A 21,898-nucleotide genomic window follows, 5' to 3' on the forward strand; every position below is an offset into this window, starting at 1 on the left:
GCAGGTGGAAAGCGGTGAGCGCCATGCATGTTCCGTTACAAATGCGTTATGTTTGATCCGCATAAATAGGATCGACACCATGTCGTCAGCGGCTGTCCCCGCAAAGCCCTCGCGCCCGCGTAAGCAACCACCGCCAAAATCGTTATGATGCAGATCAGTTCGCTCTTTTCGGCGCAACTCGTGGATCGTTCCGGGGTTATGACCCCTGAACATCGGTCGCGTCGCGCCCTGCGATACGGCCGATCCTTCGACATCGACCCTCAAAAACCTGCCCGTCCGGGCGGTTTGTTGCGCGCGCCTGTCATATAAAGAGGATTGCCCATGTCAAAATCCGCGAAAACCGATCCGAATAGCAGCAAGACAGCAGGCGAAACGCCCAAGAAGGCGCCGCCGCCCGCTCCGGCAGAGGCCGTATCGAACAGCTATGCGGAACAGCAGGCAGCAGGCGGCGAAACGCATCAGGTCGCAGGCGGCGACGTGGCGGTGATGACCACCAGCCAGGGCATTCCTGTCGCCGACGACCAGAATTCGCTCAAGCAAGGCGCACGCGGTCCGACATTGATCGAAGACGCACATTTCCGCGAGAAAATCTTCCATTTCGACCATGAACGCATCCCCGAGCGTGTCGTCCATGCGCGCGGCTATGGCGCGCATGGCTATTTCGAACTGACGGAATCGCTCAGCGACGTGACCCGCGCAGACGTGCTGCAACGCGTCGGCGATCGCGTGCCCGCTTTCGTGCGCTTTTCCACCGTCGCAGGGTCGAAGGGTTCGGCCGATCTCGCCCGCGACGTGCGTGGCTTCGCCGTCAAACTCTATACGCAGGAAGGCAATTGGGACATTGTCGGCAATAATATCCCGGTCTTCTTCATCCAGGATGCAATCAAATTCCCCGACCTGATCCATGCCGCCAAGCCGGAACCGGACCGCGACTTCCCCCAGGCGCAAACCGCGCATGACAATTTCTGGGACTTCATCAGTCTGACGCCCGAAGCCATGCATATGGTGATGTGGACCATGTCGGATCGCGCCATCCCGCGTTCGCTCCGCACGATGGAGGGCTTTGGCGTCCACACCTTCCGCCTGGTCAATGCCGAAGGCAAATCGACCTTCGTCAAATTCCACTGGAAGCCCAAACAGGGTCTTCAGTCGGTGGCCTGGAACGAAGCGGTTAAGATCAACGGCGCCGATCCCGACTTTCATCGTCGCGACCTGTGGGACGCGATCAATGCGGGCGATTTCCCCGAATGGGAATTGGGCGTCCAGCTGTTCGACGATGATTTCGCAGACGGTTTCGATTTCGACGTGCTCGACGCGACCAAGTTGATCCCGGAAGAACTGGTCCCCATCCGCATCGTCGGCCGCTTGGTCCTCGACCGGGTGGTGGACAATTTCTTTGCGGAAACCGAGCAGGTCGCGTTCATGACCCACAATGTCCCGCCGGGCGTCGATTTCAGCAATGATCCGCTGCTCCAGGGGCGCAACTTCTCCTATCTCGATACGCAGCTCAAGCGTCTGGGCGGCCCCAATTTCACCCATATCCCCATCAATGCGCCGAAATGCCCGATGGCGCATTTCCAGCAGGACGGCCATATGGCGATGCGCAATCCGGTCGGCCGCGCCAATTACGAACCCAATAGCTGGGGCGCGGCGCAGGGCGGCCCGCGCGAAGATCCGGTGCGCGGCTTCACCAGCGTGCCGACGGTCGAAGATGGCCCGAAGCAGCGCGTGCGATCGGAAAGTTTCGCCGATCATTACAGCCAGGCGCGACAGTTCTTCAACAGCCAGACGCCGATCGAGCAAAAGCATATCGGCGATGCGCTGGTGTTCGAACTAAGCAAGGTGGAAAGGCTCGACATCCGTTCGCGCACCGTGTCCCACCTACTGAACATCGACGCGACCCTGGCGGAAACCGTCGCCGACGGCCTGGGCCTGGACATGCCGACCCCGGCGCAAGCGGCGCGGCCCACCATCATGGACCTCCCGCCATCAGACGCGCTCAGCATTCTCAAGAACGGCCCGGATAATTTCAAGGGTCGGAAACTTGGCATATTGCTGACGGACGGCGCCGACGCCGCCATATTCAACGCCTTGGTCAAGGCGGTCGAAAAGGAAGAGGCCGTCTATGAAGTGATCGCGCCGAAAATCGGTGGCGTCACCCTGTCGGACGGCACGGCTGTCGCGGCCAAGCAGAAGATCGATGGCGGGCCATCGGTGCTGTATGACGCCGTCGCTGTGGTCACCTCGCTGGAAGGCGCGGCATTGCTGGCGATCGATGCAGCGGCGAAGGATTTCGTCACCGATGCCTTTGCCCATTGCAAGTTCATCGCCCTGACGTCGGAAGCGCAGGCCTTGTTCGAAAAGGCGGGCATTGCCGACGATCTTGACGAAGCCTGCATGCCGCTCGCCAGCGCCAAGGACGCGGCCGCCTTCCTGACGGCCTGTCACGCGCTGCGCCACTGGCCTCGGGAGCTGAGCGTCGATCTCGACGCGCAGCCGACAGCCTGACGCGGTGCATGGGTCGAGACAGAGGGGGGATGGCTATATGCCATCCCCCGTTTCGCGCATCCAAGCGACGGACCGGATGCGTATCGGCATCATCGCCCATCTGAAACATCCGATCGGCGAACCCTTCGCCGGTGGGCTGGAAATGCACACCCATTTGCTGGCGCGCCTCCTGCGCGAACGCGGCCATAGCGTTACGCTGTTCGCGTCTGCCAGGTCGGATGCGAACGTCGGGGTGGAGGCGATCTGCGCGGAAACCGCGATCAATATGGTCGGCACGACCGAAGCGACGGATATTCCCTTTTTTCAGGAACATCATGCCTATCTCAGCCTGATGACCGATCTGCGCCACCGCAGCTTCGATATCATTCACAATAATTCGCTGCACTATCTGCCCGTCGCGATGGCCGACAGCCTGCCCATGCCGATGGTGACGACACTTCATACGCCGCCCTTCTGCTGGCTGGAAAGCGGCCTGCGCCTGTGCGCGGCGCGCAATAATGTCGTAGTGGGCGTGTCCCGATCCGTCGCGGCCTTGTGGGACCATGTGACCCCGACCGAAGTCGTCATATTGAACGGCATCGATCTCGCCAACTTCGCCTTCCGCGAACAGCCGGACCCGGACGCCTATCTGGTCTGGTACGGCCGGATCGTGCCGGAAAAGGGGCTGCATCTGGCGATGGCGGCGGCCAGGCGCATCGGCCTGCCACTGAAGATCGCCGGACCGATCCTGGACGAGGATTATTATCGCAGCGCGATCGCTCCCGGCCTAGGCGCCCATGCCGAACATGTCGGCCATCTGCGTCATGGCGAATTGGCGCAACTGGTCGCTGGCGCGCGAGCCTTCCTATGCACGCCGCTTTGGGACGAACCCTATGGTTTGGTCGTCGCCGAAGCGCTGGCCTGCGGCGTACCCGTCGCCGCCTTCGCGCGTGGGGCGATCCCGGAAATCCTCGACGCCAGCTGCGGCGTGCTGGCAACGCCGGACGATGTCGCCTCCCTGGCGGAGGCTGGTCTGGCAGCCCTGTCGCTCGATCGACGCGACTGCCGCAAACGCGCGGAACGCATGTGCGACGCGGAGCGGATGGTCGACAGCTATGAAGCGCTCTATCGGCAGCAGATCGCGATAGCGAAGCAGGCCGAGCGCGTAACCGCGGTTCCTCCGGCGCTCGCCGCCCAATTGGACATGACGGCCTTGCCCGAGCGGCTGGCGCTCAATGGTTGAAGGTCCGATCCCCCTGTGCGTCTGTGTGCCCGCGCGCAATGAGGCGGACCGGCTGCCGATCCTGATCGACGCCCTGGCCGCGCAGGCATGGCCCGGCCCCGTCATGCTCTCCATCGCCATCAACAATACGACCGACGACAGCCTGCAGGTAATCGCGACGCACGCCGCGCGCCATGCCGGACGGCTGGACATCGCCGTGATGCAAGCCGACTTCGCGCCCGAACAGGCCCATGCCGGATCGGCGCGAAAACTGGCGATGGACGCAGGCCTGGCACGGTTACCCATTGATGATCGCGCGATCCTCGTCAGCACCGACGCCGACGCGCGCCCGCCTGTGGACTGGTTGCGCAATATCGCCGCCGCTATCGATCGGGGGGCGGACCTAGTGGGCGGCCGGATAGAGATCGACCCCGGCGAGCCGCTGCCCCCGTCCATCCATCGCCTGCGGCGCGCCTGGGATGCGTATTGGCAGGCCGTGCGCGCGATCGAAGATGATATCGATCCGCTGCCTTGGGATCCCGCGCCGCGCCACGGCGATCATACCGGCGCATCGCTGGCGATCAAAGCGAGCATTTACAGAGCGTGCGGCGGCTTGCCCCCTTTGCCGACCAGCGAAGATCGCGCGCTCGTAAACGCCGCGCTGAAGATAGGCGCGCGGCTCGTCCACCCGGCCGATGTCTGGACATTCGTATCCCCGCGGCGCGATGGGCGGGCAGGGGGCGGCATGGCCGACGCCATGCATGATCTGTTCGCGACCGCCGACGCCGGGGCGATCCCCACCGCGCCCGCCTTCGACCATTGGCGCGGCCGCGCGGCTTGGCGCAAGCGTCTGCGCGCCCGGCCCGACGGCCACGCCCTGATCGCACGCCGCGAACCGCTGCTGCCGCCGATGCCGCACGACATGGTGCTGGAACTTCCCGCATGACGCGGCGACCGATCGGCTATTATGTCCATCATCATGGCGCCGGGCATCTCGCACGCGCCAGGGCACTGGCCGCGGCCAGCGACTGGCCGATCGTGCTTTTGGGCACTGGTATCGGCGATGCTGGCATAGACCTGCCCGACGACCGCGCGCTGTCCGGGCGATTTGACGGCATGGATGGCGCCAGCGCGCGGCCCAATGCCTTGCATTACGCCCCCCTGGACCATGACGGTGTCCGGTCCCGCGTAGCCCGCATCAGCGCATGGATTGCAAGCGCCCGTCCGGCCCTGATGGTGATCGACGTGTCCGTGGAGGTCGCAATGCTCGCCCGCCTGGCGTCCGTACCCACCATCTATGTGCGACTGAACGGCGACCGCAGTGACCCGCCGCATCTGGACGCCTTCGCCAGCGCCAGCGCCATCCTCGCTCCCTTCCACGAACGGTTCGAACGACCCGAAACGCCGGAATGGATCAGGGCGAAGACGCATTATCTGCCCGCGATCGCAGCTGCATCGCCTCCCGCAATGGCGGAAGAACGATTAATATTGGTGGTAGCAGGCCGTGGCGGCCCGCCGGTAAACGGCGCACACATCGCCAAAGCAGCCCGCGCCTGCCCGCAATGGCAATGGCGCGTCATCGGCCCGGTCGAACCAGTCGCCCCATGCCCGCCCAACCTGATCTTTGCCGGATGGGTGGACGATCCAACAAGCGAGATCGCCCGCGCCACCATCATCGTCGGCGCGGCGGGTGATGGTCTGGTCAACGCCGTGCTGGCGACGGACCGCCCCTTCATCTGCCTGCCCGAAGATCGCCCATTCCGGGAACAACATGCGACGGCGCAAGCGCTCGACAGGCTGGAGGCCGCCATCGTCATCGATGCCTGGCACACCCCGTCATCCTGGCCCGCCTTGATCGATCGCGCTTTGGCCCTGCCATTGCACGTCCGCCAGCAACTGCATGACCCGGCCGGTACGCGCAAGGCGGCGGCATGGCTTGCGCAATGCGCAGCGCGCGCAACAGATGTGATGGAGCAAGCGGCATGACCCTGTCCCCCAGCCTGGATACCCCATCGTCTGCACCGGATATGCGCGCCGCCGCCATCGCCCAGCAACTCGCGACGCTGGGCGCGCGCTACGATGCCGCGCCGATCTTCCCGGCCGAAAGCATGAAATGCCTGGTCGCCGCCGGACTGCACCGCAGCTTCGCGCCGGTCGCCAGCGGCGGCGACCTGTTCCCAAACAGGACCGCCCATTATCTCAGCCTCATGACGGTCCTGCGGATCGTCGGGCGCGCCGATCTCAGCGTCGGTCGCTTATATGAAGGGCATGTCAATGCGCTCGCCCTGTTCGATTGGTTCGGCACGCCCGACCAGAAGGTACAGTTGAAGCGCACGCTGGACGCAGGCGCCTTCTACGGGGTGTGGGCCACAGAGCCAGCGCCGGGCGTGCAACTGCGCACCCGCGATGGCCGCAGCCTCCTGACTGGCCGCAAGTCCTTTGCCACCGGCGCAGGCGGCCTTGCCCATGCGATCGTCACGGTACAGCCTGAGAAGGGCGAGCGCCGCCTGGTGATCGTGGCGGCGGACGACCCGGATCGTGCCGACCTGTCGCAATGGCGGGTGCGCGGTATGCGTGCGACTGGCAGCGGCACCTATGACCTGACCGACATGCCGGTATCGGACACCGATTGCCTGGGCCAACCCGGCGATTATGATCGCGAACCGCGTTTCACCACCGGCGCATGGCGCTTCACCGCCGTCCAGCTTGGCGGGATAGAGGCGCTGCTGACCGAAACGCGGCTCGCCATGTCCGACGCCGCACGCCAAGACCCGTTGCACCGCGCGAAATTCGCCGACGCCGTTGCAGCGACGCGCACCGCCTATCTTTGGGTCCGCGAATGCGCCATCCGCGCGGCGCAGGACGATGCCGACGGCCCTGCCTTCGCCCGCATGACTCGCGGCGTGGTCGAACGATCTGCGCTGGACGTGATGGAGCTGGCCGCTCGCATCGTCGGTACGCGCAGCGCCATGGATGGGCAGCGGATCGACAAGATCATCCGCGATCTCAGCCTCTATCTGCGCCAGGGCGGTCCCGACTATGCCCGCGATCAGGCGGCCGAGGCCTGGCTCGATCATGACGCCTGGGGCGCTGGCGACCGGTTATGGTGAGGCACGGCCAGCCGCTGGCCCGGCAACGGCTCCGCTGGCTCATCCTGGCGCCCCATGCCGATGACGAGACGCTGGGCGCGGGCGCCCTGATCGCGCAGTCGGCCAGCGCAGGGCTGTTTGCAGGCCTCATCTATCTCACCGACGGCTCAGGCTCCCACGCCGATCCTGTCGGCAATCTCGTGACGGTCCGCAAACGCGAAGCGGCCACTGCGCTGCGCCGCTTGGCGGGCCGCGAAGCCCCGCCGCCGCTTTATCTCGGCTGGAAGGACGCCGCCCCTGCCCAACCGGGTAGCCGTGCGTTCGATCGCGCCGCGCAGACCCTCGCCGCGCTGTGCCGCCGCAAGCGCATCGACGCCTTGGCGGTCACCGCGTTGCATGAACCACATTGCGATCATGCCGCCGCCGCGCGACTGGCTTACGCGATCCAGAAATGTGCCAAACGCGGCATGATCGTGGCGGAATATCTGGTCTGGTCGGATGCACCAGCGGCCCGGTCCCATCGCACGCTAAGCACCGCGCCGATGCTGGCGGGCCAACGGCGCCACGCCCTGTCCGCGCACCGCAGCCAACTCACCCCTTCGCACGGCCCCGGTTTCCGATTGCCCATGGAACGCCGCCGGATGCCCACCCGCGACACCCTCTATCTACGGAAAGCGCCATGACGCGACATAAGCAAAGCCTGGACGCGGCCTATTTCGAAGGCATGTTTCAGGGGGCTGCCGATCCCTGGGATCTGGAAACCAGCCCCTATGAACAGGCCAAATATGCCCGCACGCTGCAAGCGCTGAACGACCGCACCTATGAACTGGGCTTCGAAGTCGGCTGCGCCAAGGGCGTCCTGACGCAGAAGCTAGCGGATCACTGCCGCGCGCTCCTGGCGATCGACGTCAGCGAAACGGCGCTGGAGGCGGCGCGCGAACGATGCGCGTCGATCGACCATGTCGCCTTTGCGTGCATGACCTTCCCCAAACAGGCGCCGCTCGGCAGCGCCTTCGACCTGATCATGCTGTCCGAAGTCGTCTATTATTGGGATGACGCGGACATAGGCCAGGCGGCCGACTGGATCGGCGCTCACCTGGCGCCCGGCGGCGACCTGTTGCTGGTGCACTGGATCGGGCAGACGGACTATCCGCAAAGCGGCGACGACGCCACGGCGAAGCTGCAAGCCGCGCTCGGCCAATCGATCGTCGTGGTCGCATCGGACCGCCACGACCAATATCGCCTCGACCTGTGGCGTCGCCGACCATGACCATCAGCCTGCTCACCATCGTCAAGAACCGCGCCGGACATCTGGCCCAGCTGGTCGAAGGACTCCGGCGCAGCGCCACGCTGCCCACGGAACTGATCATCGTCGATATGGGCAGCGACGCGCCCGTGCATGTGGGCGAAACGCCATTCCCCGTCCAAATCCTCCATTGCGACCAACCCGGCCTGCCGCTGGCGGCGGCCCGGAACATGGCGGCACGCGCCGCGATCGGCGATACGCTGCTGTTCCTGGATGTCGATTGCATCCCGATGCGCGCCCTTATCGGCACGATCGCAGCGGTCGCTGCCGAGCAGGATGCGCTCATCTGCGCGGAAATATTATATCTTGGCCCCGACGATGCGCGCGGCGATTGGGACGAGGCCGATCTCATGCAGCGCGCGGCGGGTCATCCCGTCCGCCTTTTTCCTGCCCAAGGCGTCCGCCAGGAACATAATGCCGGCCTGTTCTGGTCGCTGGCCTTTGCGATCAGGCGCGACCGTTTCTTCGCCCTCAATGGGTTTGACGAAGGCTTCACCGGCTATGGCGCGGAGGATACCGACTTCGGTTTCCGGGCGCAGGCAGCCGCATTGCCGCTGCTGTTCCTGGGCGGGGCAGGCGCTTTCCATCAATATCATGCGATATTCGATCCGCCGCTCCAGCATCTGGACGACATCGTCCGCAACGCCCGCCTCTTTCATCAACGCTGGCAATTCTGGCCGATGGACGGCTGGCTGACGGCGTTCGAACGCGCAGGACTTGTCGCCCGATCGCAGGACAGCATCGCCATCCTGCGCCACCCCGACAAGGACGAAATCGACCGCGCCCGCGTCCTGCCCATCTAAAAGACCTGCCTTACCGCACAGGCGTGCGCACCGCACGGCTGCTGCCGCGTATCACCAGCCCCCCTTCGACCACCACATCTTCATGACGGGCAGGATCGTCGCGCAATGCCTGGATCAGGCGCAGCGTTTCGTCCACCATGTGCTGGGCCGGCTGGGCGTAACTGGTCAGGGAAAAGGCGGGCCACGCCGCCATCGGCACATCGTCATAGCCGACGATCGAAATTTCCCGCCCGACATCCAGTCCATATTCATGCCGCGCCACATTAATCGCCGCGATCGCCATATTATCGTTGGCGCAGAAGATCGCGTCCGGTCGATCCCTGGCGGATAACAGCCGCCGGGTCGCTGCGGTGGCGGCGTCGATCCGAAAATCGCCAGCTTCGCGGATCGGCGGCGTGGCGCCCTGTTGCGCCAGATAGCTGAAAAATGCAGCCTCGCGCTCTGCATTGGTGGACGATCCTGCAACGCCTGCGATAAACGCCATGCGGCTGTGCCCGCCTGCCAGCAAATGGGCGGCGATGGTGCGCGCGCCGACATCATTATCGCCGATCACGCTGGACGCGACATGCTCCTGCGTCCTGCGGTTATACAGCACCACCGGCACCTGCGCCTTGCGACATTCCTCGGCCAATCCGGATGACAGGCCGACCGATAGCAGCACCAGCGCGTCGAGGCGATAATGCAATATCTCATTGATGGACGGTTCGCTGCCGCCGCTGCCTGCTGCCGGAAACAGCAGCAGGCGCAGCCCCGCCTGGTCGAGCCTGTGCGACAGCAACTGCAACGTCTCGACAAAAAAGGGATTGGACAGGTCGCCCACCCCCACGCCTACGATATGCGACCGGCCATTGATCAAGGACCGGGCGAGGAGGTTGGGATGGTAACCCAGCCGTTCCGCTGCCTCCATGATGCGCGCGCGGGTATCCGGCGCAACGCTGGCGCCGGGCGTAAAGGCGCGCGACACGGCAGACTGGGATACGCCTGCTTCGCGCGCAACGTCATGAGCCGTAATGAAAGCGCGGTCGCTGGTCGTCATCCTCCACCCTTCGCAAGGACCGGCCGCATGATCAACCGCCGATCCGCATATTTGCATAAGATTGCATCGCCTTGAAAATGGCCGCGCGGAGCAATCTCAAATATATTGCAGAAACACCATTGCATAGCTATGCAAATAACGAACGAGTCAAAAGGAGCGGGACATGATCAGGGAAGTGGCGCGGATAGAAATCGATCCGGCCGACGCCGATCGGTTCGAAGCAGCGGCGGCGCAGGCGATACCCCATTTCCGCGAAGCCGAAGGATGCCGCAGCTTCCGGCTGGACCGTTCGGTCGACCGGCCCGGCCATTATCTGCTGGTCGTCGGCTGGGACAGCGTCGATGCCCATGTGACGGGCTTTCGCAATTCTCCGGGTTTTCAGGCGTGGCGTGCACTGGTCGGGCCGTTCTTCACGGCGACACCCGATGTGGATCATGTCGAAACGGCGGTAGACGGTTTCTAAACGAGGATTTGGATCATGGCTCACTATCTGAAACGCGGCGCGTCGGCCGAGGCGAAGGCGACTGCCGACCGCAAGGTCCGCGACATCGTGGAAGCGGCGCTGGCCGACATCGAAACGCGCGGCGACGACGCGGTGCGCGACATGTCGATCCGGTTCGACGGCTGGGACCGGGACGATTATCGCCTCAGCCAGGCGGAAATCGATGCCTGCGTTGACAGCCTGACCCCGCAGGAACGCAAGGATATCGAATTTGCGCAAACACAGGTGCGCCATTTCGCCCAGATCCAGCGGGCCTCGATGCAGGATGTCGAGGTGGAAACATTGCCTGGCGTGATCCTGGGCCACAAGAATCTGCCGGTGAACGCTGCGGGATGCTATGTCCCCGGCGGCAAATATCCGCTGCTGGCCTCCGCTCATATGTCGGTCATCACCGCCAAGGTGGCGGGTGTGCCGCGCGTCGTCACCTGCGCACCGCCGTTCCAGGGCAAGCCCGCCCGCGCCATCGTGGCGGCGCAGGCGATGGCCGGGGCCGACGCCATCTATGCGCTCGGCGGCATCCAGGCCGTGGGCGCCATGGCGCTGGGGACGCAAAGCATCGACCCCGTTGATATATTGGTCGGGCCGGGCAATGCCTTCGTCGCCGAAGCCAAGCGCCAATTGTTCGGCCGGGTCGGCATCGACCTGTTCGCCGGGCCGACGGAAACGCTCGTGATCGCCGACGACATCGGCTGCGACGCTGAACTGGCGGCGACCGATCTGCTGGGACAGGCGGAACATGGGCCGGACAGCCCGGCGGTCCTGCTCACCACCTCGGAAAAGCTGGCGCGCGAAACCATGAAGGAAGTCGAACGCCTGCTCACCATCCTGCCCACCGCCGATTATGCGCGCAAGGCGTGGGAGGCCTTCGGCGAAGTGATCGTGGCGCAGGACGATGCGGAAATGGTGCGCATTGCCGACGCCATCGCGTCGGAACATGTGCAGGTCATGACTGCCGATCCGGACTATTTCCTGCAGAATATGACCAATTATGGCGCGCTGTTCCTGGGCGCGCGCACCAATGTCAGCTATGGCGACAAGGTGATCGGCACCAACCACACGCTCCCGACCAAGAAGTCGGCCCGCTATACCGGAGGGCTTTGGGTCGGCAAATTCATCAAGACCTGCACCTATCAAAAGGTGTTGACGGATGAAGCATCGGCCCTGGTCGGGGAATATTGCAGCCGCTTGTGCGCGTTGGAAGGCTTTGCCGGCCATGGCGAGCAGGCGAATATCCGCGTGCGGCGCTATGGCGGCCGCAACGTCCCCTATGCCGGGACGGCGGAACCGACCGCGGCGACGGCAGCCTGACCATGGATGCTCTGCCCACGACGCCCAGCTTTCGGCTGGACGGCAAACGCGCGCTGGTGACCGGGGCAGGGCGGGGCATCGGCCTTGCCTGCGCCGCAGCGCTGGCGCAGGCGGGCGCGCATGTGATCCTCGTCGCTCGCAGCGGCGGGGAGATCGAAGCAGGCGCGCAGGCGATCCGCACCGCAGGTGGTCAGGCCGATGCGCTCATCCTCGACGTCAATGACGTGGCGGCGACGCGACAGGCGCTCGATGCCGTGGCGCCCTTCGATATCCTCCTCAACAATGCCGGGACCAATCGGCCCAAGCCCTTTGTCGAGGTGTCGGAGGAAGATTATGACGCGGTGCTGGACCTCAACCTGCGCGCCGCTTTCTTCGTGGCGCAGACGGTGGCGCGGGGCATGATCGATGGGGGCGTGCGCGGCGCGATCATCCATATGGGATCGCAGATGGGCCATGTCGGCGGCCCGCGCCGGTCGCTCTATTGCGCATCGAAATGGGGGCTGGAAGGGCTGAGCAAGGCGATGGCGCTCGATCTGGCGCCTCATGGCATCCGCTCCAACACGATCGCCCCGACCTTCATCGAAACGCCGATGACCAAGCCCTTTTTCGAGGACAAGGTTTTCCTGGCCAGCGTGCTGGACAAGATCAAGCTCGGGCGCCTCGGCACCGTAGAAGATTTGATGGGCGTGGTCGTGTTCCTGGCATCCGATGCTGCAGCCTTGATGACCGGCACCAGCCTGGTGGTGGACGGCGGCTGGACGGCAGATTGAGGTACGGCCTTGGCTGATGCCGGGGCCGCGCCTATCATGCCGCCATGGACATGCATGACACAGCCCTGACGCTGCACGGCTATTGGCGATCGGGCACCAGTTACCGGACCCGGATCGCGCTCAATGCCAAGGGACTGGCCTATGACCAGGTCAGCCACGACCTGCGCCGGGGCGATCAGCGCGCGCCCGATTATCTGGCGCTCAATCCGCAGGGGCTGGTGCCCGCACTGGAAGCTGGCGAACTGATCCTGACCCAGTCCGGCGCAATCATCGAATGGCTGGACGAGCGCTATCCCGATCCCCCCTATTGCCCGATACGGCTGATGATCGGGCGATCGTGCGCGCCATGGCGCTGCTGGTCGCCTGCGACATCCATCCGCTCAACAATGTGCGCGTGTTGAACCGCCTGCGCGACGATCTGGACGCGGACGCAGATGCGGTGAAGGCATGGATCGCCCATTGGATCGGCCAGGGTTTCGGCGCGCTGGAAAATATGGTCGCACGGCATGGCGGCCGCTTCTGCTTTGGCGACCGGCTGACCGTCGCGGACTGCCATATCGTGCCGCAACTCTACTCGGCGGAACGCTTCGGCGTCGATCTCTCCGCCTATCCGCGCCTGGTCGAAACGGTCGATCGCGTCCGCACAGAACCATGCGTCGCCGCGGCCCACCCGGACAGGCAGGCCGACGCAGGCTAATCGGATGCAGCCCCGGCGCAATCATGCTAGCCGTCCGGCATGAGCCGTCCTCTTCCTGCCAGCCCCCGCAAGCCGCGCGACGATGGCGCAGGTGATCGCCGCCGCCAGATATTGGCAATCGCCGCCCGCCTGTTCGCGCGCAAGGGCTATCGCGGCACGTCGATGCGCGACATTGGCGAGGAAGCCGGAGTGCTGGGCGGCTCGCTCTATCATCATATCAAGTCGAAGGACGCCCTGTTCGTCGAACTGCATAATGCCGCGCTCGACGCTGCCGCCGCCCGGATCGAAGCCGCGGTCGCGCAACGCGAACATCCCTGGGATCGGCTGGAGGCCGCCTGCGAAGCGCTGCTCGACATTCAGTTGGACCCGCAATCCCTGACCCTGCCGATGATGAACGATTTCCGCGAGGTGCCGGACGGGGTGCGCGCGGCGCTGATCGACCGACGCGACCGGTTCGAAACGCTGTTCCGCGATCTGGTCGCCGCCCTGCCGCTGCCTGCGACGATCGACCGCTCGCTCTATCGCAACCTGCTTCTGTCGCAATTGAACAGTGCGGCGGACTGGTATCGGCCCGGCCGCCTGACGCCCCAGGCCATAGCCAGCCAGATCGCGGCCATCTTCCGCCACGAATAGCCGCGCCACCGACCAGAGAGCACCAACGACTTTGACTGTAACAGATGTTTGGTATATAAGGCGGCAAGCCTGAAGGAGCGTCCCCGTGCAAGCCTATACCCCCCCGATCGACGATTATCGCTTCCTCCTGAACGACGTGCTCGGTTTCGACGCCGCCATGGCCGAACTGGGGCAGGAGGTGGACGCCGATCTCGCCGCCACGGTACTAGAAGAGGCAGGCCGCCTGTGCGCCGATCGCCTGCAACCGCTCAACCGCGAAGGCGACGAACAGGGCAGCCAGCTGATCGACGGCGCGGTGCGCACGCCACCCGGTTTCGCCGACGCCTATCGCAGCTTCGTGGAGGCCGGATGGGCCTCGCTATCTGCCGATCCGGCCCATGGCGGGCAGGGGCTGCCTTTCATCCTGCAGCTCTGGTTCGATGAAATGATGTCGGCCGCCAACCTCTCCTTCGGCCTGTTCCCCGGCCTGACGCGCGGCGCCTGCGAAGCGATCGCCGCACATGGCGACGACACGCTCAAGGCGACCTGGCTGCCCGCCATGGTCAGCGGCGCATGGACCGGCGCGATGGCGCTGACCGAAAGCGGCGCAGGCACCGATCTCGCCCTGCTCAAGACCAAGGCCGTGCCGCAGGGCGACGCCTATGCCGTCACTGGCACGAAGATCTTCATATCCTCGGGCGACCATGATTTTGGCGGCAATATCGTCCATCTCGTCCTCGCCCGCCTGCCCGACGCACCGGCCGGGGTGAAGGGTATCAGCCTGTTCCTGGTCCCCAAATTCCTGCCCGACGACGCTGGTGGCTTTACCGTGCGCAACGCCATGTCGGTCGGGGCGCTGGAAAAGAAGATGGGCATCCACGCCCAACCGACCTGCGTCATGCATTATGACGGCGCGACCGGCTGGCTGGTGGGTGAGCCGCACCGCGGGCTGGCGGCGATGTTCACGATGATGAATGCCGAACGCTTGATGGTCGGCATCCAGGGGCTGGGCATCGCCGGCGCCGCCTATCAGCAGGCCGCCGCCTATGCCAAGGATCGGCTACAGGGGCGCAGCGCCGACGGCGCGCACGGCCCCGTCGCCATTATCGACCATGCCGATGTCCGCCGCATGTTGCTCAACGTCCGCGCCTTCGTGGAGGCCGGACGCGCCCTGGCCGGATGGACCGCGCTACAATATGATCGCGCCCGCCTACACCCCGACGCGGCCGAACGGGCCAAGGCCGACGCCCGCGTCGCGCTGCTGACGCCGGTGATCAAGGCCGCCTTCACCGACCTCGGTTTCGAAGGTGCGGTGCAGGCGCAACAGGTGTTCGGCGGCCATGGTTACATCCGCGAATGGGGCATGGAACAATATGTCCGCGATGCGCGCATCGCCCAGATTTACGAAGGCACTAACGGCGTGCAGGCGATGGACCTGGTCGGGCGCAAGCTGGCATTGAACGGTGGCGCAGCGGTCGAAGATATCTTCGCGCTGATCACCGCCGATCTCGACGCCGCAGCCGCCGCGTCGCCCGGCCTGCCCATCATCGATGCCGTCCGCGAAGCCCTGGCGCTGCTACAGGACGCGACCGCCGCGTTGCGCGGGGCGCAGGGCGACGCGGCCGGCGCAGCGGCGGTCGATTATCTCCGCCTCTTCGCCCTCGTCGCGATGGGCTGGATGTGGGCGCGCATGGCCGCCGCCGCCAGCAGCACATCGTTGCTCCACACCGCCAAGCGCGCAGTCGCCGATTTCTTCGCGCAACGCATCCTGCCGCAGGCCCGCGCGCTAGCAGCCAGCATCGCGGCTGGGGAAAGCGCGATCATGGCGCTGGGCGCGGATGCTTTCTAAGCCTCCGCTCGCCTGGCGCTGAAAATAGGGTCCGGGTTCAAGCCACAAAGCGGCGCGACCCGGTTCATACTATAGATAGTTGATGCAGATCAGCTTTCCCGTCTGCCGAGCGCAACAATCCTTGCAACCCGTTTGAAACTATCGCTAGGCGGATGTTGAACACATCTTTACGCGGTGGCGCATGTCTAACGGAAAAACAGCTTTGGCGGCGATCCCGCGGCCGCGCGCATCGCTCTGGGCCGCCTTTGGCCTGGCCCTCGGCCTCGCCTTCTTCCTGATCAGCGGCACGATCGCCTATCGCAATATCCAAAGCCTGCGCGAAAGCGACACCGCGATCCGGCACACCCATAGCGTCCTGATCGCGCTCGATGAACTTCTGTCGACGACGCAGGACGCGGAAACCGGCCAGCGCGGCTATCTGCTCACCGGCAGCCAGGCCTATCTCGAACCCTATGACAGTGCCGTCGCCGCGCTCGCCGCGCGGATGCGCACCGTCACCGACCTGACGCGCGACAATCCGGCACAGCAGACCAATGTCACGGCGCTCAAACGCCATGTCGACGCCAAGCTCGCGGAATTGCGCGAAAGCGTCGAGCAGCGCCGGACCAGGGGTTTCGACGCCGCGCTCGCGGTCGTCACCACCGATCGCGGCAAGATGGAAATGGATGCGATCCGCGCGCAATTGACCGGCATGGCGCAGGAAGAATTGCGCCTGCGCACGATCCGCATGGACGAAATGGCCGCCGCCGCCCGGACCGCCATCACCACCGGCATCGTGTCCAGCCTGATCGGCGCGGGGCTGACCATCGCCATATTCATGCTGATGCGCATCAGCACCCGCGCACGCGCACGCCAGCAATGGCTGCAGACCGGGCAACTGGGCCTCGCCAAGGCGATGGGCGGCGAAAAAACGGTTGAGGAACTGGGGGAAGCAATCCTCGCCTTCCTCGCCAGCTATCTTGGTTTTCAGGGCGGCGCCCTGTTCAAGGGCGAAGGCGGACGTTTCCTGCGCGCCGCCGCCATCGGCGTCCCCGCCGACGCGGACATGCCCGAAGGCTTCGCCATCAAGGACGGGTTGCTGGGCCAGGTCGCCGCGCAGAAACAGCCTTTGGTCCTGCACGATATCCCCGATGGCTATCTGACCATCGGATCGGGCCTTGGCCGGGACAAGCCCCGTCATCTCGCCATCGTGCCCGCCACCGCCGATGGCGTCGTCAACGCCGTGATGGAACTGGGCTTCTTCCAGCCCATCGGTGACGATGTTCTGGCGCTGCTCGATCAGGCGTCCCCCGCGATCGGCATTGCGCTGCGTTCGGCTCGCTTCCGCACCCGCTTGCGCGAGGCATTGGAAGAAACGCAGCGCCAGTCGGGCGAATTGCAGGCGCAAAGCGAAGAATTGCGCGTCTCCAACGAGGAACTGGAAGAACAGGGCCGCGCGCTCAAGGAATCCCAGGTCCGCCTGGAACAGCAGCAGGTCGAACTGGAACAGACCAATAGCCAGTTGGAGGAACAGGCCCAGACGCTCGAAAATCAGCGCGACGAGCTGGAAAAGGCAGGCACGACGCTGCAATTGCGCGCACGCGAATTGGAGCAGGCGAGCCAGTATAAGTCCGACTTCCTTGCCAACATGTCGCACGAATTGCGCACGCCGCTCAATTCTCTGCTGATCCTGTCCAAGCTGCTGGGCGACAATCCCGACGGCAATCTGTCGCCCGACCAGATCAAGTTCGCGCGGACGATCGAATCCTCCGGCAATGATCTTCTCACCCTCATCAACGATATTCTCGACCTGTCGAAGATCGAGGCGGGGCATATCCAGGTCCAGCCCGAAACCGTGCCGTTGCAACGGCTGGTCGGCGACCTGCGCCAGCTGTTCCAGCCCGTGGCCCAGACCCGCGGCCTCCAGTTCGAGGTCGAGATCGCGCCAGACTGCCCGCGCGCCATCGAAACCGACCGGATGCGCGTGGAGCAGATCGTCAAGAACCTGCTGTCCAACGCGTTCAAATTCACCCAGGAAGGTAGCGTGCGCCTGACCCTGTCGGCGGTCGGCGACGATCGTCTGGCGCTCGCCGTCAGCGACACCGGCATCGGCATGTCAAAGGAACAGCAGGGCCATATTTTCGAGGCCTTCCATCAGGCCGACAGCACGATCAGCCGCCGCTATGGCGGCACGGGCCTTGGCCTCTCCATCTCGCGCCAGCTGGCGCGCCTGCTGGGCGGCCGCATCGACCTGCAAAGCCAGCCGGGGGAGGGCAGCTGCTTTACCCTCACCATACCGATCGCCTATGATCCCGCCGCCGTCACCTCCCGCCAGGCTGCGCCGCCGGTCAGCGTCGATACGCCCGCGCCAGCGCCCGTCGCCCCCGCGCCGGTCCGCACCGCATCGCCCTCACCGTCACCCTCGCCCAAATGGATCATAGAGGATGACCGCGCCGCCATCACCGAAGGCCGCCGCCTGCTCCTGATCATCGAGGATGACGAGGTGTTCGCCTCCGTCGTATGCGACCTGTCGCGCGACATGGGCTTTCAATGCCTGGTCGCGGGTACGGCGGAAGAGGCGATGAAACTGGCGCGCGACTATATGCCCAGCGCCGTTGTCCTCGACCTTGGCCTCCCCGATCAGTCGGGCCTGACCGTCCTCGACCGGCTCAAGCATGACGAAGCCACTCGCCACATTCCCATCCATGTCGTTTCCGCGTCCGACCATAGCCAGGCCGCCTTGTCCCTGGGCGCAGTCGGCTATCTGGTGAAACCGGTAAAGCGCGAACAACTCGCCGAAGTGCTCGAAAGCCTGCACGCGAAACTGGCGACCCGCGTGCGGCGCGTCCTCATCGTGGAGGATGATCCGGTCCAACGCGACGCCGTCGCCCGGCTACTGCTGACCGATGATGTGGAAACGGTCGGTGTAGGCACCGCGGCCGAATGTCTGGAACAGCTGCGCCAGCAGACCTTCGACTGCATGGTGCTGGACCTGACGCTGCCCGACACGTCCGGTTTCGCGCTGCTGGAAACGTTGAGCGAAGAGGGCGATCACGGCTTCCCGCCCGTCATCGTCTATACCGGTCACGACCTCTCGCCCGACGACGAACAGCGCCTGCGCCGCTATTCCAGCTCGATCATCATCAAGGGCGCGAAATCGCCCGAACGGCTGCTGGACGAAGTGTCGCTGTTCCTGCACCAGGTCGTGTCGGAACTGCCGCCCGAACAGCGCAAGATGATCCAGAAGGCCCGCAATCGCGACGCCGCGCTGGAAGGACGCCGCATCCTCATCGTGGAGGATGACGTTCGCAACGTCTATTCCCTCACCAGCGTGCTGGAACCGCGCGGCGCCACGGTGCAGATCGCCCGCAACGGGCAGGAGGCGCTGGACGCGCTCGCCGCCTCGACCGGCGATCCGGCGACCGCCATCGATCTGGTGCTGATGGACGTGATGATGCCGGTGATGGACGGCCTTACCGCCACCCGCGCGATCCGGGCCGACGCGCAATGGGCGGCACTGCCGATCCTGATGCTGACGGCCAAGGCGATGCCCGACGACCAGCAACGCTGTCTGGAAGCGGGCGCGAACGACTATATGGCAAAGCCCATCGACGTCGATAAACTCCTCTCGCTGGTCCGCGTCTGGATGCCGCGCTGATGCAGGACAAGGTTGAGGATATCGAAATCCAGCTGCTGCTGGAGGCGCTCTATCAACGCTATCATTACGACTTCCGCCATTATGCACGCGCGTCGATCAAGCGGCGGCTGATGCAGGCGCGCAGCCAATTGGGCTTCGCCAGCTTCTCGGCCATGCAGGATCATCTGCTCCATGATCCCGCCACCCTGCCGCGCCTGCTCAACTATCTGACCGTGCAGGTCAGCGAAATGTTTCGCGACCCCTCCTATTTCCGCGCCCTGCGGGAAAAGGTGATCCCGCACCTGCGCACCTATCCCTCGCTCAAAGTGTGGGTCGCCGGATGCAGCAACGGCGAGGAACTCTATTCCCTCTCCATCCTGTTCCGGGAAGAGGGTCTGGACCAACGCACGCTCTTCTATGCGACGGACATCAATCCCGATGCGCTCAAAGCCGCGGAAGCAGGCATCTATCCGCTCGACCAGATCCGCAAATTCACCGAAAACCACCAGAAATCTGGCGCGCCCTGTTCGCTGTCGGACTATTATACCGCCGATTATGGCCGCGCCGTATTCGACAAGAGCCTGCGGTCGCGCGTCGTCTTTTCCGATCACAGCCTGGTGACGGACGCGGTCTTCGCCGAAATGCACCTCATCTCCTGTCGCAACGTCCTTATCTATTTCGATCGGGATCTGCAGGACCGCGCGCTCGGCCTGTTCCGCGACTCTCTTGCCCGCAAGGGGTTTCTGGGGCTGGGGTCGAAGGAAAGCATGCGCTTTTCCGGCCATGCCTCCGCCTTCACCGATTTCGTGCGCGAAGAAAAGATCTACCAGAGGCAGGAGCCATGACGGCGCACCCGATCCAGGCCGTCGCCATCGGCGCATCGGCGGGCGCGGTCCAGGCGCTGCTGCGCATATTGCCCGCGCTGCCCGCCACCTATCCCCTTGCGCTGCTGGTCCTGGTCCACGTCCCGCCCGACCGCGCCAATGCGCTGGTCCCGCTGTTCCAGTCCAAATGTCCGCTGCCGGTCAAGGAAGCCGAAGACAAGGAACGGATCGTGGGCGGCACTATCTATTTCGCGCCGTCGGACTATCATCTGCTGGTGGAGGCGGACCATTCGATCGCCCTGTCCTGGGACGAGCCGGTCAATCACAGCCGCCCCGCGATCGACATCCTGCTCGACAGCGCGGCCGACGCCTATGGCCCGGCGCTGGCGGGCATGGTGCTGACCGGCGCGAGCCATGACGGCGCGGCTGGCCTCGCGGCGGTGGCGGGCGCGGGGGGCGTCGCCATCGTGCAGGACCCGGCCGAAGCGCAGGTGCCAACCATGCCGCGGGCGGCGCTGGCGGCCTGTCCGACCGCAACCGCAATGACCCTGGACGACATCATTCTCTATCTCCTGCAACTGGCGACGATATGACAAGCGAGACGGCCCCCCTCTATTGCCTGCTGGTTGACGATCTGGCGGAAAATCTGCTGGCGCTCGAAGCGCTGCTTCAGCGCGACGGCCTCGTCTGCCTTAAGGCCCGTTCGGGCGAGGAAGCGCTCGAACTGCTGCTCGTCCACGACGTCGCGCTGGCGTTGCTCGATGTCCAGATGCCCGGCATGGACGGGTTCGAACTGGCCGAATTTATGCGCGGCAACGAACGCGCCCGCCATGTGCCGATCATCTTCGTCACCGCTGGTACTGCCGATCGCCAGCGCCGCTTCCGCGGCTATGAAGCGGGCGCCGTCGACTTCATCCAAAAGCCGATCGAAGCTGACATCCTGCGGTCCAAAGCCGCCATCTTCTTCGACCTCCACGAACAGCGGCGTCAGATCATGGCCCAGCGGGACGAACTCGCCACCCTCGCCACCGCCCTGCGCACGGCCGACCAGCGCAAGAATGAATTTGTCGCGATCCTGGGCCATGAACTGCGCAACCCGATCGCCGCGCTGGGTGCGGGCCTGCACCTGCTGGAAAAGCGGGAGGGGACGGAGGCCGCCCGCGACATCCGCCACCGGATGGATCGCCACGTCCAGCATCTCGCACGCCTGGTCGAGGATATTCTCGACATCGCCCGGATCGACCAGGGCAAGATTTCGCTCAAGAAACAGCGCATGTCGCTGCAGGACGCGCTGGCCTTCGCGGTGGAGGCGTGCCAGCCCACGATCGAGGGCGCGCAGCATCGCCTGGCGCTCGACATCACCACCGATCCGGTCTGGCTCGACGCCGACTATGCCCGCGTGGTGCAGATCGCCAGCAACCTGCTCAACAATGCCGCCAAATATACGCCCGCTGGCGGCGATATCCGCCTGACCATGCGGGTCGTGGACGACTGGGCGGAGATCGAGGTCGCCGATACCGGCGTCGGCATCGCGCCGGACATGCAGGCTCGGATTTTCGACCTGTTCGCGCAAGTGAAGAACCCGACCGGCGAAGCGCAGGACGGGCTTGGCATCGGCCTGGCGCTCGTCCGCCAGTTGGTGGCGCTGCACGGCGGCGCCCTCAGCCTCAAGCATAGCGCGCCCGGCGAAGGCAGCGTCTTCCAGGTCCGCCTGCCGATCGTCGCGGCGCTGGTCGCCTGATCGCCCGCCCCGCCATGGCCGCCACGGCCCCGGGGT

The 21,898-nt window shown here is 64.9% G+C and carries 20 protein-coding genes; 19 read left to right on the forward strand and 1 reads right to left on the reverse strand.

Translation table 11 applies throughout. From position 1 onward, the window contains the following. Positions 1-321 precede the first annotated feature (321 nt). The 8 genes from katE (at position 322) to U5A89_RS05165 (ending at position 8,907) form a co-directional block, all read left to right on the forward strand. Entirely contained in the window at positions 322-2,508 is a 2,187-nt protein-coding gene (gene katE, locus U5A89_RS05130; RefSeq protein WP_338160084.1) for a catalase, read from the forward strand. A 76-nt stretch (positions 2,509-2,584) separates the two neighbouring features. Continuing rightward, a complete protein-coding gene (locus tag U5A89_RS05135) occupies positions 2,585-3,730 on the forward strand; it encodes a glycosyltransferase family 4 protein (RefSeq protein ID WP_338160171.1) in 1,146 nt (381 codons plus the stop codon). Continuing rightward, entirely contained in the window at positions 3,723-4,655 is a 933-nt protein-coding gene (locus tag U5A89_RS05140; protein ID WP_338160085.1) for a glycosyltransferase family 2 protein, read from the forward strand. The genes U5A89_RS05135 and U5A89_RS05140 overlap by 8 nt, the downstream gene beginning before the upstream one ends. After that, positions 4,652-5,695: a glycosyltransferase gene (locus tag U5A89_RS05145; RefSeq protein ID WP_338160086.1), complete on the forward strand. Its 1,044-nt coding sequence runs from the start codon at positions 4,652-4,654 to the stop codon at positions 5,693-5,695. Before U5A89_RS05140 ends, U5A89_RS05145 begins: the two co-directional genes overlap by 4 nt. Then, the gene (locus tag U5A89_RS05150) at positions 5,692-6,819 is read left to right on the forward strand and encodes an acyl-CoA dehydrogenase family protein (RefSeq protein ID WP_338160087.1); all 1,128 of its coding nucleotides are present in this window, start codon (positions 5,692-5,694) and stop codon (positions 6,817-6,819) included. Before U5A89_RS05145 ends, U5A89_RS05150 begins: the two co-directional genes overlap by 4 nt. Then, complete coding sequence (locus tag U5A89_RS05155) at positions 6,813-7,481, forward strand: PIG-L deacetylase family protein (protein WP_338160088.1); 669 nt, start codon at positions 6,813-6,815, stop codon at positions 7,479-7,481. Before U5A89_RS05150 ends, U5A89_RS05155 begins: the two co-directional genes overlap by 7 nt. Next, entirely contained in the window at positions 7,478-8,068 is a 591-nt protein-coding gene (locus tag U5A89_RS05160; RefSeq protein ID WP_338160089.1) for a class I SAM-dependent DNA methyltransferase, read from the forward strand. Before U5A89_RS05155 ends, U5A89_RS05160 begins: the two co-directional genes overlap by 4 nt. Beyond that, positions 8,065-8,907, forward strand: a complete 843-nt coding sequence (locus U5A89_RS05165) for a glycosyltransferase family 2 protein (protein WP_338160090.1) — start codon at positions 8,065-8,067, stop codon at positions 8,905-8,907. Before U5A89_RS05160 ends, U5A89_RS05165 begins: the two co-directional genes overlap by 4 nt. Positions 8,908-8,917: 10 nt before the next feature. Here the strand turns inward: U5A89_RS05165 and U5A89_RS05170 are convergent, their stop codons facing one another. Then, positions 8,918-9,943: a LacI family DNA-binding transcriptional regulator gene (locus U5A89_RS05170; RefSeq protein WP_338160091.1), complete on the reverse strand. Its 1,026-nt coding sequence runs from the start codon at positions 9,941-9,943 to the stop codon at positions 8,918-8,920. Positions 9,944-10,106: 163 nt separating this feature from the next. Between U5A89_RS05170 and U5A89_RS05175 the strand changes: the two genes are divergently transcribed. The 11 genes from U5A89_RS05175 to U5A89_RS05220 all read left to right on the forward strand — a co-directional run bounded on the left by U5A89_RS05175 (position 10,107) and on the right by U5A89_RS05220 (position 21,862). Then, positions 10,107-10,406 carry a putative quinol monooxygenase gene (locus U5A89_RS05175; protein WP_338160092.1) on the forward strand — a complete coding sequence of 100 codons (300 nt, stop codon included), beginning with the start codon at positions 10,107-10,109 and terminating at the stop codon, positions 10,404-10,406. Positions 10,407-10,421: 15 nt separating this feature from the next. After that, positions 10,422-11,753, forward strand: coding sequence for a histidinol dehydrogenase (gene hisD / locus U5A89_RS05180; RefSeq protein WP_338160093.1), 1,332 nt, complete (start codon positions 10,422-10,424; stop codon positions 11,751-11,753). 2 nt (positions 11,754-11,755) lie between these two features. After that, positions 11,756-12,523 carry an SDR family NAD(P)-dependent oxidoreductase gene (locus U5A89_RS05185; RefSeq protein WP_338160094.1) on the forward strand — a complete coding sequence of 256 codons (768 nt, stop codon included), beginning with the start codon at positions 11,756-11,758 and terminating at the stop codon, positions 12,521-12,523. Positions 12,524-12,573: 50 nt separating this feature from the next. Continuing rightward, positions 12,574-12,924, forward strand: a complete 351-nt coding sequence (locus U5A89_RS21320; protein WP_445190618.1) for a glutathione S-transferase N-terminal domain-containing protein — start codon at positions 12,574-12,576, stop codon at positions 12,922-12,924. Beyond that, positions 12,831-13,220: a glutathione S-transferase family protein gene (locus tag U5A89_RS21325; protein WP_445190619.1), complete on the forward strand. Its 390-nt coding sequence runs from the start codon at positions 12,831-12,833 to the stop codon at positions 13,218-13,220. The genes U5A89_RS21320 and U5A89_RS21325 overlap by 94 nt, the downstream gene beginning before the upstream one ends. Positions 13,221-13,259: 39 nt before the next feature. After that, the gene (locus U5A89_RS05195; protein ID WP_338160095.1) at positions 13,260-13,853 is read left to right on the forward strand and encodes a TetR/AcrR family transcriptional regulator; all 594 of its coding nucleotides are present in this window, start codon (positions 13,260-13,262) and stop codon (positions 13,851-13,853) included. An 85-nt stretch (positions 13,854-13,938) separates the two neighbouring features. Continuing rightward, positions 13,939-15,681 carry an acyl-CoA dehydrogenase C-terminal domain-containing protein gene (locus U5A89_RS05200; RefSeq protein WP_338160096.1) on the forward strand — a complete coding sequence of 581 codons (1,743 nt, stop codon included), beginning with the start codon at positions 13,939-13,941 and terminating at the stop codon, positions 15,679-15,681. A gap of 202 nt (positions 15,682-15,883) precedes the next feature. Further along, complete coding sequence (locus U5A89_RS05205) at positions 15,884-19,318, forward strand: response regulator (protein WP_338160097.1); 3,435 nt, start codon at positions 15,884-15,886, stop codon at positions 19,316-19,318. Continuing rightward, complete coding sequence (locus U5A89_RS05210) at positions 19,318-20,142, forward strand: CheR family methyltransferase (RefSeq protein ID WP_338160098.1); 825 nt, start codon at positions 19,318-19,320, stop codon at positions 20,140-20,142. The genes U5A89_RS05205 and U5A89_RS05210 overlap by 1 nt, the downstream gene beginning before the upstream one ends. Next, complete coding sequence (locus U5A89_RS05215) at positions 20,139-20,714, forward strand: chemotaxis protein CheB (protein WP_338160099.1); 576 nt, start codon at positions 20,139-20,141, stop codon at positions 20,712-20,714. The genes U5A89_RS05210 and U5A89_RS05215 overlap by 4 nt, the downstream gene beginning before the upstream one ends. After that, a complete protein-coding gene (locus U5A89_RS05220; RefSeq protein WP_338160100.1) occupies positions 20,711-21,862 on the forward strand; it encodes a hybrid sensor histidine kinase/response regulator in 1,152 nt (383 codons plus the stop codon). Before U5A89_RS05215 ends, U5A89_RS05220 begins: the two co-directional genes overlap by 4 nt. The last annotated feature ends 36 nt before the right edge of the window (positions 21,863-21,898 follow it).

It is taken from the genome of Sphingobium sp. HWE2-09, from assembly GCF_035989265.1.
GTDB lineage: Bacteria > Pseudomonadota > Alphaproteobacteria > Sphingomonadales > Sphingomonadaceae > Sphingobium.